Source organism: Vibrio sp. OPT24 (assembly GCF_015163545.1).
Taxonomy (GTDB): Bacteria; Pseudomonadota; Gammaproteobacteria; order Enterobacterales; family Vibrionaceae; genus Vibrio; species Vibrio cyclitrophicus.
On sequence record NZ_JADDYI010000053.1, the window covers coordinates 490,266 to 505,387 of the forward strand.

Consider the following 15,122-nt stretch of genomic DNA (forward strand, 5'->3'; position numbering starts at 1 on the left):
GCTTCTTGGCTACTAAAACCACGCAAAATATTAATCAGAGTAACCAGCGTGAACACAATGATCACGAGCGATAGGTGCCATGCTTCCCCGAGTCCTAATTGGACTAGCCCCATACTCACCATTGAAGATACGACCATTTGCCCACCGCCCGACATCGCAGCCGCCGCGCCTGCGTTCTTTTTATATGGCAACATCACCAAAGCTTGAGCACAAGGTAACGCGATACCATTACCAAGTATCATCAAGAACTGACCAATCATTAAGTACAGTGGTTCAAGTGGACAGAAGAAAAGCCACAAGGCCGCACAGATATGCAATATAGGTGTGCATAACAGTGTTTTCTTATTACCTAGTATCGGACGAATACGATTACAAAGACTTGTTCCGCCAAGCATGCCTAATGCAGGAATCACCGCCCACATCGCGTATTCGTCGGATGTCATACCGATCTGGTTTTGCATGATAAACGGCATCACTGACACAGTAGTGATCATCAAGCTAAAGTTGAGCCAACCTATACTCGCAAAGCTCATAAAATAACGAGAGGTGAGTAATTCCTTGTATTGTGCAATCATTTTCTTTGGTGAAGGAATCGCCGAGAATTGAGTGACCGTTTCTTTAAATTTGAACGCCAACACGACCCAAGCAAAAGATACGTATCCAAGTAACGAGATAAACACCATGCTCCAACCAAAGTGGAAGTTGATAAACCCACCAATAACGGGCGCGATCAGAGGTGTAATAGATGCAACCATTGCGATATAGGACATTGCCAGCGGCAAATCAGAACCACTAAAACGATCTCGTGTTGAGGCACGAGCCAGTACCGCACAGCAACCCGTACCTAAACCTTGTAAGAACCTTCCCATTACTATGTTGGTGAACGAATGACTGAAGAATATAATCATCAACAAGCCAAGCATTGCGATTAATAAGCCGCTTAGCAGTACTTTTTTACGTCCCAGAGCATCAGAAATAGGGCCATAAATAAATTGAGAAGGGCCAAAACCTAACAAATACACACTCACCAAAAGCTGAGCTTGCTCTAGTGACACATCGAAGTCTTTGGCAATCCAAGGTAAAGAAGGAAACACCAACCCCATACTGAGTTGGCCAATGCTGATGACCAAACACGCGAGTAAGATCGATTTAAAATCAAATCGACGACTCATGATGTAAAGTATCCAAAAGAACAGCTGTTTTGAGATCGGGTGGTTTGAGAATAGATAGCTTGGCTTTCTACCTGACAACTTAAAAACAGAAAAAATAGCGAAGATGTTGCAGGGGTAATATTCATTATGCTCCGAAAGAATCGAATAGAAGGTGGCAGAATAAACATACGCCAGCTTGTTTGTTCATACAATATTAGTTGAGAGAAATATGTGAATAGTCACTTTTCACTCACCCTAACTTTCCAACTATTAGACACAAGCGCTAGACTAACAAAAAGAATGATCATCAAGGGACTTCAATGAACGTTTATCATCGCTTTATTTCCTGTGCTTTAGCACTCGTTGCATCAGGTCCAATAGCTTCACCAAAGTCTTATGCATGGCAAGCTGAGAAGATCACCGATGGCCTCGTTATTCCGTGGGGGCTGGCTTATATCAACGGTGACTCAATGCTACTCACTGAAAAAGAAGGCGTCATTAAGCACGTTGATTTAAAGACAGGTGAGCAAGAGACTTTATTCAGACTACCAAATGTGTGGGCTAAGGGCCAAGGCGGTGCATTAGATATCGCTCTATCCCCTTTTGAACAAGATAAGTTGTACATAACATACAGCAAAAACGTTGATGACGAAGGTGTAACGGCACTCGCCTCTGCTAATTACAGCAACAGTAAAATCTCAAATTGGAAAGACGTGTTTGTATCAAAATCCAGAACGGACACTAGGCGTCACTTTGGTAGCCGAATCACCTTTGATGAGACTCACCTTTACTTTTCAATAGGTGATCGGGGCGACCGAGATAATGGCCAAAACACAATGACTCACGCTGGTTCGATCTTACGATTGAATCCAGATGGAAGCGTGCCAAGTGATAACCCATTCATTGATAATAATAAGGTTCTGAACGAAATTTGGAGTTTTGGTCATCGTAACCCACAAGGCTTGTTTTACGATTTCCCTACTAAAAAACTCTGGTCGATTGAACACGGCCCGCGAGGTGGTGATGAAATCAACCTAATAAAAGCAGGCGCAAACTATGGATGGCCAGTCACATCACACGGCAAAGAGTATTGGGGGCCGATTAGCGTTGGCGAATCTGAAACCAAAGCTGGCATTGAGCCTCCTATAAAGGTTTATGTACCTTCAATAGCACCAGGCAGTCTAATGGTTTATCGGGACGATAAGTTTCCAGAACTCAAAGGTAAGCTGTTAGCCGGCGCACTTAAACTCACCCACATTAATGTCGTTACTTTGAACGAGCAAGGTGAAGTAATCGAGGAAGAACGCATTCTAGAAAACTTAGGGGAAAGAATTAGAGACATAGAAATCTCACCCGCCGGGGACATATTTTTCAGCACCGATAATGGGAACCTGTATCGCTTAAAGGAATAAAGTGACAATCGCTCAACTACAGTTGTTCAATCGCAAAAATATTTATAAATACAAGCTGCTAAACGGATCTAAAACCTCATTTTCGGCTTTTTATGAGCCGTAATTTAATTTATGAAATTGGTGCAATTACCCTAGGTTTGTCATCAATTTCATCCACCTTTTTCACAAAAACGACAACAAATCGCCATACAACTGTAACTCCATGATATTTAAGGAATGCAAAGTTTGACTACCCCCAAATTTCTGCAACCTTTCACTATGTATTCGATTGACTATCCCTTGATTTGATTTAGACTTCATCTCGGCTAGAAAGAAAGTTCTTTGTATATAAACATTTCGTTGGATTACTAGTAACCCCGTTGTGTTGTACGCAATAGCAATAAACTTTTCCACGCTATCAGTGCCACAATTGGCTCACTATAAAAATTAAATTTTAGGATATAATCATGTCTAACACAGTTACTGGTACAGTAAAATGGTTCAACGAAACTAAAGGCTTCGGCTTCATTCAACAAGAAAACGGTCCAGACGTATTCGCACACTTCTCTGCGATCACTGGCGACGGTTTCAAAACTCTTGCTGAAGGCCAAAAAGTTGAGTTCGTAGTATCTCAAGGTCAAAAAGGCCCACAAGCTGACAGCATCAAAGTACTTTAATTTAGTATTTTAAAGCTTTCTAAAAATAGCCAGCCTCTGCTGGCTATTTTTTTACCCGCTATTCAGAGATTTAAGGTAATATTCCCCCTCACTATTTCTATCTAAGACACCCCTCAATGGCTCTTAAACCGACAATCTATAAGTTTCGACTCTCTCTAACTGATATGAATCGCGACTATTACGACTCTTTCAATCTAACGATTGCACAACATCCGTCTGAAACAGAACAGCGTATGATGGCTCGTATCATTGCATTTTGTATCAATGCATCTCCTGAACTTGAATTCACTAAAGGGTTGTCTAGCATTGAAGAACCTGATTTATGGCAGAAATCATTAGATGATCAAATCCTAGATTGGATTGATGTTGGCGAGCCGGATCCAGAGCGTGTTAAAAAAGCGACTCGCTTATCTAAGTCAGTGCGTGTATTCAGCTTCAACACTAAGTCGAACGTTTGGTGGGAGCAAAACAAAGGTAAATTCGGTTACCTGAAAGCTCAAATTGTACGTTTAGACAACGATGGTATTGAGCAGCTAGCAGCAATGACACAACGTACAATGGATCTTTCAGTGATGCTGTCAGGTAACTCTGCGTTTGTGAATAGCGACACGCAATCTGCGGAGATAACATGGGAAGAGCTACAGAGTAATGACTGAGCTACCAACTAACAGTCAGCAGAAACTTGAAGCAAACCAGCAAGCCAAAACCAAACTTCACGTTTGTTTAAAAGAAGCCGGTTTAGACTCAGTAACCGCGATTGCGACAGGTTTTGAGAAAGAGCTAACGTCTTTTATCGACGAAAACCATGCTCTGTTTAAACATGCTTGTGAGAATAAGCCCGATAACTCTGCACGCCAGACTCTGCTTGGACTGCTAACAAAAGTACATATCGATGTCAGCTATCGCTTCGAAAGCAATAAAGAAGCCAGTGAGGCGATGCAAAATGTATTCGATAATACCGTTGGCAATACGCACAGTGACAAGTTTCAACACTCTAACGCGCAACAGTTAACGTTAATCACTCATTTATGGCTCTTCATTCAAGGGCGACTCGGTATGGATTACAGCCTAGCTAATGATCATGCTGAAGTAACCGCAAGATTACTGTCTCGCTTATTGAGAAGCAGTGATGATGAGATTCGCGTAGAGTTCATGGGTAGCTTTTATGATGGGTTAAACATCTATCAAGCCGAGAACAAGCCATCTGGTTTTATTCACCACTTTAAGCGTTTGTTTAATCTTTCTTAAGTATTCCACCAGCTGCTGTACCCCAATTTGCGCTTTATAGATTCTGTAGAGCGCATCTAATTTCCGTTCCAATCCACCTCTCGAAAATGCAGATTCCCTATTACGCTCGTTCCTCACTTTAGGGAATGACGAAAGTGACTAAGTCGCTCATTCTGCAAGATCAGCAGCGTTTGCTTCTAAAAGGCTGGCGTAGAATACACACTGAACCCTCACTCTCGTATTTTACCTCACACGCCGCCATCCTCGAGAAGGAGGAACGACTGAGTCGGGTTCTCGTATCAAGTCAGAAAGCACACAGATAAACAGACTCCCTACTCCGCTCATTCTTCACTCTAGGGAATGACGAAATTCGCAGTTATTGTAGTCAACTTAATTACAAGTACAAAAAAGCCTCGCAGAAAGCGAGGCTTAGAATATTTATTTTTAACGAACATCAATTTACAGAGGCTAAATCGCGTTCATCAAATAACGAAACGTATTAACGCAGACCGTGTAAGAACTCGTGGCGCGTTGCTGGGTTTGATCTGAAAATACCGCCCAGAGCTGTCGTTGTCGTTTCGCTAGTTGCGTCCATCACACCGCGTGATTTCACACAGTAGTGAACAGCATCCATAGTTACAGCAACATCATCCGTTTCTAGTAGCGTTTGTAATGCAACAAGAATTTGCTGCGTCATGCGTTCTTGAACTTGAGGACGTTGAGCAAAGAAACGAACGATACGATTGATCTTCGAAAGACCAATAATCTTGCCTTGAGGGATATAAGCTACGGCCGTTTTACCATCAATAGTCACTAAATGGTGCTCACAGGTACTGGTCACGGTAATGTCTTTTACACGAACCATTTCGCGAACACCCATCTTGTTTTCAATTACGGTGATTTTAGGAAAATTGGCGTAATCCAAACCAGAGAAAATCTCATCCACATACATTTTAGCAATACGCTGTGGTGTTTCTTCCAGACTGTCGTCCGCAAGATCAAGTTCAAGGAGAGTGAGAATCTCACGCATATGATGTTCGATTCGTTCCTTTTTCTCTTCTCGGCTCACCTGGTTAGGACGCATTGGTGTCTCTAATCCACGGCTTGCTAGCGCATCTTTAACCAACTTCGCTGATTCGCTAAGACCTGGCATTGAACTTCCTCTTCTATTACCCCTTTTGGATGGCAAACAAGGATACTCGGAATTTTGAAGAAATACACCCATATTTTAAGGGAGGTCATTATTTACGGGGCTTAAACTATGCTAAAGTGACTTCAATTTCGTCGGCGAGTTTTAATAAGCTCAGAAAGGCCGAGCACCTAAATCAAAATAATAACGATCAAGGATTTCAATTATGGGCTGTTGCGACGCTCCGGGCTTAATGCCAATTGAAGAAGCACTAGATAAGCTGCTATCACCAATCAAACCAATCCAAACGACTTTATCTCTGCCTCTTGCTGAAGCATTAGGTTATGTCCTTGCTGAAGATATTCTTTCCCCTATTTTCGTACCTCCTTTTGATAACTCAGCAATGGACGGCTATGCACTGCGCTTAGCAAACCTAGAGAACGGTAATGTACTACCATTAGCAGGCAAATCTTTTGCAGGCCAACCGTTCGAAGGTGAATGGCCAAGCAATACCTGTATTCGCATTATGACTGGCGCAAAGATCCCTGAAGGTTGTGACGCCGTCATCATGCAAGAAAATACGGCCGAAACTGAGGCTGGTATTGAGATTCAACAAGACAACATAAAGCTGAACAATAACATTCGCCCTACTGGTGACGACATCAAACAAGGCGATATCGTTCTTAGTCGCGGTGAGCGTTTAACACCTCGTGACATTCCAATGATTGCTTCATTGGGTGTGAGCCACGTGACAGTGTTACATAAGCCTAAAGTCGCTTTCTTCTCTACTGGCGATGAACTAAAACCATTAGGCCAACCGCTTGAAGACGGTCAGATCTACGACAGTAACCGTTACGGTATTAAACCATTAATCGAAGCCTTTGGTTGTGAAGCTATCGACTTGGGTATCATCCCAGATTGCCCTGCAACGCTTAAAGAAACGTTCGAGAACGCACAGCAAATAGCAGACGTGGTCGTGACTTCTGGTGGCGTGAGTGTTGGTGAGGCGGATTACACCAAAGATATTTTGGAAGAGCTTGGCCAAATCGGCTTCTGGAAACTGGCAATCAAACCGGGCAAACCGTTCGCATTCGGCGAATTGGATAACGCGTGGTTCTGTGGCCTACCGGGTAACCCTGTATCAGCGATGATGACCATGTATGTTTTAGTTCAGCCAATGTTGGCTAAACTTGCAGGTCACACAGCATGGACAGCACCAGAATCGATTCCTGCTATTACTAAGTCTGCATTCAAAAAAGGTCCAGGCCGTACTGATTACCAACGTGGCATCTACTCGATTGAAAACGGTCAGTTTGTGGTAGAAACAACTGGCAACCAAAGCTCTGGTGCTTTCCGCTCGATGAGCTTGGCAAACTGCTTTGTGGTACTAGAACGTGAACGTGGCCGTGTTGAAGTAGGCGAAACGGTTCAGATCCAACTGTTTAACTCGACGCTTTACTAACGAGGCTTGCTGATGGAAATACTGTCCGATGCTGAGATGCTTCGCTACAACCGTCAAATCATTCTTAAACAGTTTGATTTTGAAGGCCAAGAAGCGCTGAAACAGAGCTCAATCTTGGTGCTGGGTGCCGGCGGTTTGGGTTGTGCCTCTGCTCAATACCTGGCGACTGCCGGTATTGGTAAGCTCACGCTGATCGACGATGATGTTGTTGAGCTTTCAAACCTGCAGCGACAGGTGCTTCACACCGATGCTGACATTGGTAAGAAGAAGGTCGACTCAGCCGCAGAATCATTGCAGATGTTAAACCCACACCTAAAAGTTGAGACCGTCGATCATAGACTTGATGACCAAGCGCTTGGAAAGTTGGTTGAAGCACACTCGCTTGTTCTTGACGCCAGCGACAACGTAGAAACGCGCAATCAATTGAACCGTTTATGTTACGCATCAAAAACACCACTTGTTTCTGGTGCTGCAATTCGTATGGAAGGTCAGATTAGCGTATTCACTTATCAAGATGACAACGCACCCTGCTACCAGTGTTTGAGCGCTCTATTCGGCAATGCTGCTCTAAGCTGTGTTGAAGCCGGCGTTATGGCGCCTGTTGTCGGTATGGTGGGCGCAGCTCAAGCTTTAGAAGCGATCAAGGTGATTGCAAAATTCGGGCAACCAAAACAAGGCAAACTCTTGATTCTCGATGCCATGTCACACAGCTGGCGTGAGATGAATTTAATGAAAATGCCTAATTGTTTGGTGTGTGGGTAGACTAACTCATATCCACTCTTATCGAAAACCTAAGCCTTGACTAAAAATCAGGGCTTTTTTGTAACTCAAAATAGGAATCCTAGATTGCCCTGTCAATTTGAAATAGCACATGAGATTTAGGTTTCATTTGAATTCTCATTTTGAGAAACCAAAAACAATAGAAATAAAGTAACATAAAATCAGCAAGTTAAAAATGGCATATAACTTGATTAAGTATCTATAACTTCCATCACAAGGATGTAGATATGAGAACTACAACGTTAAGTTTGCTATTGAGTGCACCCCTATTCGCCAACGCCGCACCATTCGACACTTGCCCGAGTCAGGCTTACCTCTTTCAGTCTAAACCCGTCGAGGTTTGGGGTGTAAACCTAGTGACAGGTTCAACCACCCTGTTAGAAGACGACACGGGTATGAATGCCAACATCAACGGCGTCGGTTTCGATTTCGAAGACAGATATATTTATGGTTATGACACCACCAACAAACGCTTGGTGCGTCTTGGCAAAGACTTCCAAGCAGAAATTATCAATACCAGTGGCTTACCAACCGATCACACCTTTTATGTAGGTGACGTATATGGCCACGTTTACTACTTATACCGCACGGGCAAAGGGCTATTCACCGTTGACCTATCTCCTTTAGATGCTGATCCAAATGCGACCGTCACTGTAAATAAGATTGCAAACAGCCCCGCAACTGTAAAACTCACCGATTTTGCTTTTCACCCAAGTGATGGCTCTTTATATGGTATAGATAATGACTCCGGAGGCTTATACAGCTTCAATCCTAAAACTGGTACCGAAACCTACATCGGTGACACAGGAGAAACAGGAACATTCGGAGCTGGCTATTTCGATGTAAACGGCTACTACTATGTGTCACGAAACCAAGACGGTAAGATCTACCGCATCAACTTATCACCAGAAAACGCTGCCAACATAGCCGCTGGGATTGTTCCTGCGGTTGAGTTTGTATCGAATGGTCCAGCGTCTGGACAGAACGATGGTGCTCGTTGTGCAAATGCCCCAGTTGTAGATGAAGATTCCAGCATCGATTTCGGCGATGCGCCAGACAGCTACCTAACTCTACTCGCAAGTAACGGCCCAAGACATGAGCTTGATGGCAACACATGGTTAGGAACAACACCTCCAGATGCTGATTTGGATGGTTATGTCACACCACAATCTGATGAAAGTGTCGGCATTGATGACGAGTGGGCAAACGGTGGTATCGGTTTTGTTACCGCACTTGAAGCCGGACTCGATTCAAAAGTGGTGATTGAAGCTTCAACAACCGGTTATCTTTCAGCTTGGATTGACTGGAACCAAGATGGCAGTTTTGATGGCGCTAATGAGCAAGTATTTACCGATTACCAACTGGATGCAGGTGAGAACGACTTGTTCCTTAACGTCGACATCAACGCACTTACTGGTACTACTTGGGCTCGCTTTAGATTCAGCCAACAAACCAATCTAAGCTACTTTGGTGGTTCTACATCCGGTGAGGTCGTTGATATTCAAGTGGATGTGCTTAACGACGGAGCCACAGCCCGCTACTTCCCTAGTGCTTCTGGCTACGCCACTCTGGCCTATGAAGATAACTGGCCTTATAAAGCTGATTACGACATGAATGATGCTGTAATTATGTACCGCATTACAGAGATACTTAAAGACGGAAAAGTAGTGAAATCCACCATCGACGGACGTCTAGCAGCCGTAGGTGCTTCATATAGAAATGGATTCGCCGTTCGACTTCCGAATCTAGATCCGAGCTTAGTGAGCAGCGGAAGCTCTTACATGAAGCACAATGGCATCTTTACGGACCTAGATATGGAAGTAGGACGCAGTGAAGCTATATTTATTGCGGCTGAGGACTTAACTTCAAAAACAGATACGTCGTGTAATTTCTACCGAACCAGTAACTCGTGTAAAGACAGCGAACAATTCTCGTTCCAAATCGGTATTACCTTAGCTGGTGACGGTGTGAGTACTGACAATTGGACAGACATGCCTTACGACCCGTTCATCTTTGCAACACCAGGTTACTATCACGGCGAAAATCTACCTCTGCATCCAGGACGCAGCTGGGAAGTTCACCTACCAGACCAAGCTCCAACCGAGGCATTTGATACCACGAATCTCTTTGAGGCTGGATTAGGCGTCGATGACAGTAATCCATCAACCGGCAAATATTTCAAAACCGCAGAAAATCACCCTTGGGCGCTGATAGTAACTTCGGACGATGAATGGGAATGGCCTTTAGAGTACGTAGATATTGTTACCGCTTACCCAGAGTTCAAACAATACGCAGAATCAGGCGGAGCTACGAACCAGACATGGTATCTATCACCTACAGACAACCAACGCTACCAACCATAAGGAGAGATGTTATGACTATTTACACAAAACAGTCTCAAGAAAATCATTACGTTGACTCAAGTCGTAACCTTTCTGAGGAAGAACATATGTCCGGGCAAAGTACTTGGAACATCAAGAAATCACTAGTCACTATTTTAGTGGTAACTCCACTGGCATTAGTGGGTTGTGGAGGTGGGGGCGGTGGGGGCAGTACATCTACTCCATCGCAATCCAGTCCGTCGACCCCAGAAACACCTTCTACTGTGCTAACAGCAAACCCTTCTCCAACTCCCGTGACAAGTACAGTCGCAGCGCAAAGCTATACAATGAGTGATCTAATAGTGCCTGACGGGTTTGACTACAGCTCTGTCGAACAGTTTGAGCTCGATATCGACATCAGTAATATCTCGACAGATCGTTCTTTCGTGACCGTTTACAGCCGTTTTAGCACAAGAGACGATTCAACCTTGAAGCCGGATTACTCCAGTAAAGTGATTGCAGGCCCATTACACAATGGCATGTTCGCCTCCAACTTTTCAGCACCGGTAAACCATGAAGCTCTCTTGATAGAGATTTGGTTTTACGATGGTCAGCCGCCATTACAACAAGTGGTATCAAGCAGTGATTCTCAGATCGTCTGGTAATCGGTCGAAACAGTTTGGTCGTCAACAGATACAAACCGGATTCTGTATCGATAGAAAGTGAGCATACGTGCTCACTTTTTTCGTTTCGTCGAATAACAGGTAATTCAGCTTTCTCAGCTGGTTCCATTCACTTTACCGCCAATCTCACTTATATTTTAAATATAACCTTCAAAGACTTACTCTCATGACTCAATTAAAAATAGGCCTATTAATCTTACTATGTGGTGTGGGCTTATTGTTGGCCCTCACCTATTTCCCGATGACATCTGAAACAGGTCAACGCATTCAAGCAAAAGTAATTTCGAACACACTCACTCAATCCCTAGATGGCCACAGGCGCTACCTCACTCTTCAAAGTCAAGGCAACGAAATATTTCGCGTTTCAATTCCACCAACGACAGACTGCCCTATTGATTCTGTGGTCGTGCTTGATACATTAAGCAATCAAATAACCGGACAAAATAGCTACCAGTTCGCCCATTGCCTTACTGCACCGTAGTACTGGCTATAGCAGTAATAGCTATCACAACAAAAAATGGACATAACAAGAATGAATCAGCCACTGATCTCACCAGAACAACTTCAACAACGTTTGCTAGAAAATCATTCGCTAAAAAGCGACCTAGTCATCCTCGACGCCAGTATCGAGTTTCAAATTCCAAGCGAATCAGAAAAGATCAAAGGACAGATGATTCCTGGGGCTATTCGTTTTGACTACGACAAAGACTTCTGCAACAAACACACTCTACTTCCTCATATGTTCCCGACCGAGAAACACTTCAATAAACGGGCACAAGAAATTGGTATCAATCAAAACAGCACCATCGTGGTTTACGATAATTCAGGTACCTTAGCCTCTCCTCGTGCATGGTGGATGTTTATGGCGATGGGACACAACAACGTATACATCTTAGACGGCGGTTTGCCAGCATGGATAGAAGCCGGTTACGCTACAGACACTGACTATAGAACCGAAATCCAAGCCGGGAATTTTGAAGGAAGTAGTCAAGATAACTATTTTGTAAATGCTCAGCAGATTGAGAGTTACTCAACTAGCAAGAGCGCAAACATTCTAGATGCGCGCTCTCAAGCGCGTTTCGATTCAGAAGTACCTGAACCACGTGAAGGTTTGCGCAGTGGTCATATTCCAAACTCAATTTGCCTACCGTTTGCACAGGTACTCGATAACGGCAAGCTAAAACCCCAGAGTGAGCTTGTTGATATCTTTTCAACGTTAGAATTAACCCCTTCTCAACCCATGTTCTTTAGCTGTGGCTCTGGAGTAACAGCCTGCATCATTTTATTAGCGGCGAAACTTGCTGGCTATTCAGGTGAAATGGGAGTTTACGACGGCTCGTGGACTGAATGGGGTGCCAATGAACAACTGCCGATGGCCGTCACTCATAAGTAATTCGTTTTGCTCAATGCCATTGATAGCATATACTACGCATGCATAAGAGCTTACAGATAATAAGGACTCCTTACAAAGTAAGCTCTTTATGGCTGAGATATCTCATCTTAGTTTGAAACTAGCACAATCTAAAAACGGTTGATTCGAAAGCGTGGTTGTTTGATAAGTAAAAACTGTGATCAGCTCTAGGTTAATCGTTATCGTTATTTTTGTAGTTAATATTTCGCTCAAGAATCTCAGCTTGTAGTCGTTACACTATTTAATCCTTGATACTTTATTCATCGATTTGTTACACGCACAACGCTGACAACCTAATAGTTTGTCACTTGCAATCAGTTAAAAGAAGTAACTAACAAAAGGCACCCTATGGCTCTATTTAAGAAAAACATCTGGTCGCTGTACGCTCTGATCGTACTGCTTACCCTGATGCTTTTCGCTGGGCTGGGCGTCACTAAATGGCAGTCAAACAGAAATGACTTCACAGAGCAGCAGCATATTCAAGTTGAGCTATTTTCAAGCTCTGTCAGCTCACTATTAACCAGTCAAGAAGCCTTATTGGAAGTAGTTGGGCACCAGTTAGCCCAGCAGTCTGACTTTACACGGACGGCTTCGATTCAAATTCGACCTATTCTAGATAAATTACTTGATACACACCCTGCTATTGCTGCATTTGGCTTACTCAATACTCAAGGTGATTACCTTTCAATTAGCTCAAATCTTCAACTATCTGACCAGAAAAATCTGCTCCAGTACAAAGAAACAAGATCTTCATTTTTGGACGCTATGGCGAGCGAGAAAATGGTGTTGGGTCGTACTTACTTTCAAGAATCTTTAAACAGCCTCATTATCCCAATGAGGAAGTCTATTTCAATCGATGGCAAAAATATTGCTGCGGTTATGACTGCTGGCTTACGTTTGGACAGCACAATAGTTTTTGAAAACAATGCGCACGCCGGTAGCTACAACACATTAACGTTACTTCGACTCGACAACTACCGACAGTTTTTTTCCAGCGATATCGAATCACTCGATGCCTACTCAGATCCCGTTGGGCAGGATGTAATGAAACGCATCTCTAAGAGTTTTAATGAGCAAATTGGCATAAGCATCAAAGACGCTGCAACAGGAAAAAACACCTATTCTTTTGTCATCAGTGACGAGAAGTACCACGCTTTGTTAAGCGCTAAATACATCCCAGATTACAAACTTTGGGTCGTTGGTCGTACTGAGCTCTCTTATGTCGATAACATCTTTATCAATGAGTTCGGTATTCTTCTCATTATCTTTATCTTTCTACAGCTAGGTTTCTACTTTTTGGTTAAATCAATCGCCAAGAACGAGCAACGAACCCGAAGCCAACTCATTTACCAAGCTAATCACGACCCATTAACGTCCCTACCCAATCGCTTATACATGCGAAGAAACATTCATAATTGGGTAAAAAATGAGTCAGAGCAATTCTCTCTACTATTTATCGACATCGATAATTTTAAATGCGTTAACGATACTCACGGACACGATTTCGGTGACAAAGTACTCAAACAGATTGCATTGCGTTTAATGAGATTCCGCTCACGCTTGAGCTTAGTGGTACGGGAATCCAGTGATGAGTTTTTGTTCTTAACGCCATTAACCAACGAACCCGAGATTAAACGGCTCGCAGAAAGAATTATTGATGTGCTATCTCAACCTTATGAAGTTGAAAATTCGCAGTTTTTGTTAGGCTGTAGCATTGGTATCGCTCGTTTCCCTGAACACGGGAAAGATTTAGATAGCTTGCTCCGTTCTGCCGACATTTCAATGTACAAAGCAAAACAACAGCAAAACTCATACAGTATTTTTACGACAGAAATGCAAGATGCCCATATCTACAAAATGCGAGTGGAACAAAGACTACGCATTGCTATCGAAAAACAAACTCTATTTATGGTTTTTCAACCACTGGTCCGCACCGATAAGAGCATTCATGGCGTTGAAGCACTGGTGCGTTGGATTGATGACGAGCTTGGATTTGTTCCGCCCGATGTCTTTGTACCCATAGCTGAAAGTACTGGCTTAATGCAAAAATTGGGCGCTTTCATCATTGAATCGAGCGTCATGCAAATCGCTCATCTACATAGAACGACTGAACAAAACATTGGATTGTCGATTAATATATCGGTTCGCCAGTTTTCTCATAAGTCGTTCTCTGAACACTTACTCGCTACGTTAGAAAAATATCAATTTTCTGCTCATTGCCTAACATTAGAGATTACCGAAAGCCTATTCATTGAGGACGTAACCTTAGTGAAACCTATTTTCCAAGCCTTGAAAGAGAAGGATATAAAAATATCTCTCGATGACTTCGGTACCGGCTACTCCTCATTAAGTATGCTGAAAGTTCTCCCTATTAATGAGCTTAAAATTGATAAGAGTTTCATTGAGAACATCGCTATAGACCAACAGTCGCTCACGATGGTGCAAAACATCATTGCGATAGGCAAAAACTTTGGCATGGTGGTATTGGCAGAAGGCGTAGAGTCCAACGAACACTTCTCTATTCTAAAGGCGTGTGGGTGCGATTTAATGCAAGGCTATTACTTCTCACGACCTATTCCTTACGATCAACTATGTCAGTTTTTAGCCACCACTCTAACTGAGGAAACGGATCTAACCGTGTCTCTATGTTAGTTTTGATTATTTGGTATAAATAGTCGCATATTACTGATACTAAAATCTGATCAACACCAACAGTTTTGTACACTGAGTTAAGTGAGTACAATCACTACTGATTTGAACCATGACGAGCAAGAAGAAACATATTATCCATTCTCCTGAATAAATGTCGCTTAGGTAAAATATCCATTTTGACTGGAGCAGAGCATTCGTAAGAACAACAAGGGATAGGACAATAAAGTATATCTCCTTT

Annotated in this window: 13 protein-coding genes; 11 read left to right on the forward strand and 2 right to left on the reverse strand. The window is 43.0% G+C overall.

Annotated features, from left to right (window positions below; all coding sequences use genetic code 11):
* On the reverse strand, positions 1-1,172 hold a 1,172-nt coding region (locus IQO02_RS15910; protein WP_193838627.1), incomplete at its 3' end, for a multidrug effflux MFS transporter.
* Between the two features lie 299 nt (positions 1,173-1,471).
* On the opposite strand from IQO02_RS15910, the gene IQO02_RS15915 reads away from it, so the two are divergent.
* The 4 genes from IQO02_RS15915 to IQO02_RS15930 all read left to right on the forward strand — a co-directional run bounded on the left by IQO02_RS15915 (position 1,472) and on the right by IQO02_RS15930 (position 4,467).
* On the forward strand, positions 1,472-2,563 hold the full coding sequence (locus tag IQO02_RS15915; RefSeq protein ID WP_102282429.1) for a PQQ-dependent sugar dehydrogenase: 1,092 nt from the start codon (positions 1,472-1,474) through the stop codon (positions 2,561-2,563).
* A 446-nt stretch (positions 2,564-3,009) separates the two neighbouring features.
* The gene (locus IQO02_RS15920; RefSeq protein WP_010430417.1) at positions 3,010-3,219 is read left to right on the forward strand and encodes a cold-shock protein; all 210 of its coding nucleotides are present in this window, start codon (positions 3,010-3,012) and stop codon (positions 3,217-3,219) included.
* A gap of 116 nt (positions 3,220-3,335) precedes the next feature.
* Positions 3,336-3,875 carry a YaeQ family protein gene (locus tag IQO02_RS15925; RefSeq protein WP_010430419.1) on the forward strand — a complete coding sequence of 180 codons (540 nt, stop codon included), beginning with the start codon at positions 3,336-3,338 and terminating at the stop codon, positions 3,873-3,875.
* Complete coding sequence (locus tag IQO02_RS15930; protein WP_010430422.1) at positions 3,868-4,467, forward strand: hypothetical protein; 600 nt, start codon at positions 3,868-3,870, stop codon at positions 4,465-4,467. The genes IQO02_RS15925 and IQO02_RS15930 overlap by 8 nt, the downstream gene beginning before the upstream one ends.
* A 478-nt stretch (positions 4,468-4,945) precedes the next feature.
* Here IQO02_RS15930 and folE read toward each other — a convergent pair whose 3' ends face one another.
* Positions 4,946-5,599, reverse strand: a complete 654-nt coding sequence (gene folE, locus IQO02_RS15935; RefSeq protein ID WP_010430425.1) for a GTP cyclohydrolase I FolE — start codon at positions 5,597-5,599, stop codon at positions 4,946-4,948.
* 202 nt (positions 5,600-5,801) lie between these two features.
* Here folE and moeA point away from each other — a divergent pair, with 202 nt between their 5' ends.
* From moeA to IQO02_RS15970, 7 genes are all read left to right on the forward strand, one after another.
* Positions 5,802-7,037 (forward strand): molybdopterin molybdotransferase MoeA, encoded by a 1,236-nt coding sequence (moeA, locus tag IQO02_RS15940; RefSeq protein WP_016795036.1) that lies wholly within the window; start codon positions 5,802-5,804, stop codon positions 7,035-7,037.
* A gap of 12 nt (positions 7,038-7,049) precedes the next feature.
* Positions 7,050-7,799 (forward strand): molybdopterin-synthase adenylyltransferase MoeB, encoded by a 750-nt coding sequence (gene moeB / locus IQO02_RS15945; protein WP_010430430.1) that lies wholly within the window; start codon positions 7,050-7,052, stop codon positions 7,797-7,799.
* A 245-nt stretch (positions 7,800-8,044) separates the two neighbouring features.
* On the forward strand, positions 8,045-10,180 hold the full coding sequence (locus IQO02_RS15950) for an LruC domain-containing protein (protein ID WP_010430431.1): 2,136 nt from the start codon (positions 8,045-8,047) through the stop codon (positions 10,178-10,180).
* A gap of 11 nt (positions 10,181-10,191) precedes the next feature.
* Positions 10,192-10,803 carry a hypothetical protein gene (locus IQO02_RS15955; protein ID WP_016795037.1) on the forward strand — a complete coding sequence of 204 codons (612 nt, stop codon included), beginning with the start codon at positions 10,192-10,194 and terminating at the stop codon, positions 10,801-10,803.
* Between the two features lie 184 nt (positions 10,804-10,987).
* Positions 10,988-11,302: a hypothetical protein gene (locus IQO02_RS15960; protein ID WP_010430437.1), complete on the forward strand. Its 315-nt coding sequence runs from the start codon at positions 10,988-10,990 to the stop codon at positions 11,300-11,302.
* 51 nt (positions 11,303-11,353) lie between these two features.
* On the forward strand, positions 11,354-12,214 hold the full coding sequence (locus tag IQO02_RS15965) for a sulfurtransferase (protein ID WP_010430439.1): 861 nt from the start codon (positions 11,354-11,356) through the stop codon (positions 12,212-12,214).
* Positions 12,215-12,580: 366 nt separating this feature from the next.
* Entirely contained in the window at positions 12,581-14,884 is a 2,304-nt protein-coding gene (locus IQO02_RS15970; RefSeq protein ID WP_016795038.1) for a putative bifunctional diguanylate cyclase/phosphodiesterase, read from the forward strand.
* Positions 14,885-15,122: the final 238 nt, after the last annotated feature.

Coding starts and splice junctions, on each gene's coding strand:
- IQO02_RS15915 (WP_102282429.1), top strand. CDS start 1,472: ATGAACGTTTATCATCGCTTTATTTCCTGTGCTTTAGCACTCGTTGCA.
- IQO02_RS15920 (WP_010430417.1), top strand. CDS start 3,010: ATGTCTAACACAGTTACTGGTACAGTAAAATGGTTCAACGAAACTAAA.
- IQO02_RS15925 (WP_010430419.1), top strand. CDS start 3,336: ATGGCTCTTAAACCGACAATCTATAAGTTTCGACTCTCTCTAACTGAT.
- IQO02_RS15930 (WP_010430422.1), top strand. CDS start 3,868: ATGACTGAGCTACCAACTAACAGTCAGCAGAAACTTGAAGCAAACCAG.
- folE (WP_010430425.1), bottom strand. CDS start 5,599: ATGCCAGGTCTTAGCGAATCAGCGAAGTTGGTTAAAGATGCGCTAGCA.
- moeA (WP_016795036.1), top strand. CDS start 5,802: ATGGGCTGTTGCGACGCTCCGGGCTTAATGCCAATTGAAGAAGCACTA.
- moeB (WP_010430430.1), top strand. CDS start 7,050: ATGGAAATACTGTCCGATGCTGAGATGCTTCGCTACAACCGTCAAATC.
- IQO02_RS15950 (WP_010430431.1), top strand. CDS start 8,045: ATGAGAACTACAACGTTAAGTTTGCTATTGAGTGCACCCCTATTCGCC.
- IQO02_RS15955 (WP_016795037.1), top strand. CDS start 10,192: ATGACTATTTACACAAAACAGTCTCAAGAAAATCATTACGTTGACTCA.
- IQO02_RS15960 (WP_010430437.1), top strand. CDS start 10,988: ATGACTCAATTAAAAATAGGCCTATTAATCTTACTATGTGGTGTGGGC.
- IQO02_RS15965 (WP_010430439.1), top strand. CDS start 11,354: ATGAATCAGCCACTGATCTCACCAGAACAACTTCAACAACGTTTGCTA.
- IQO02_RS15970 (WP_016795038.1), top strand. CDS start 12,581: ATGGCTCTATTTAAGAAAAACATCTGGTCGCTGTACGCTCTGATCGTA.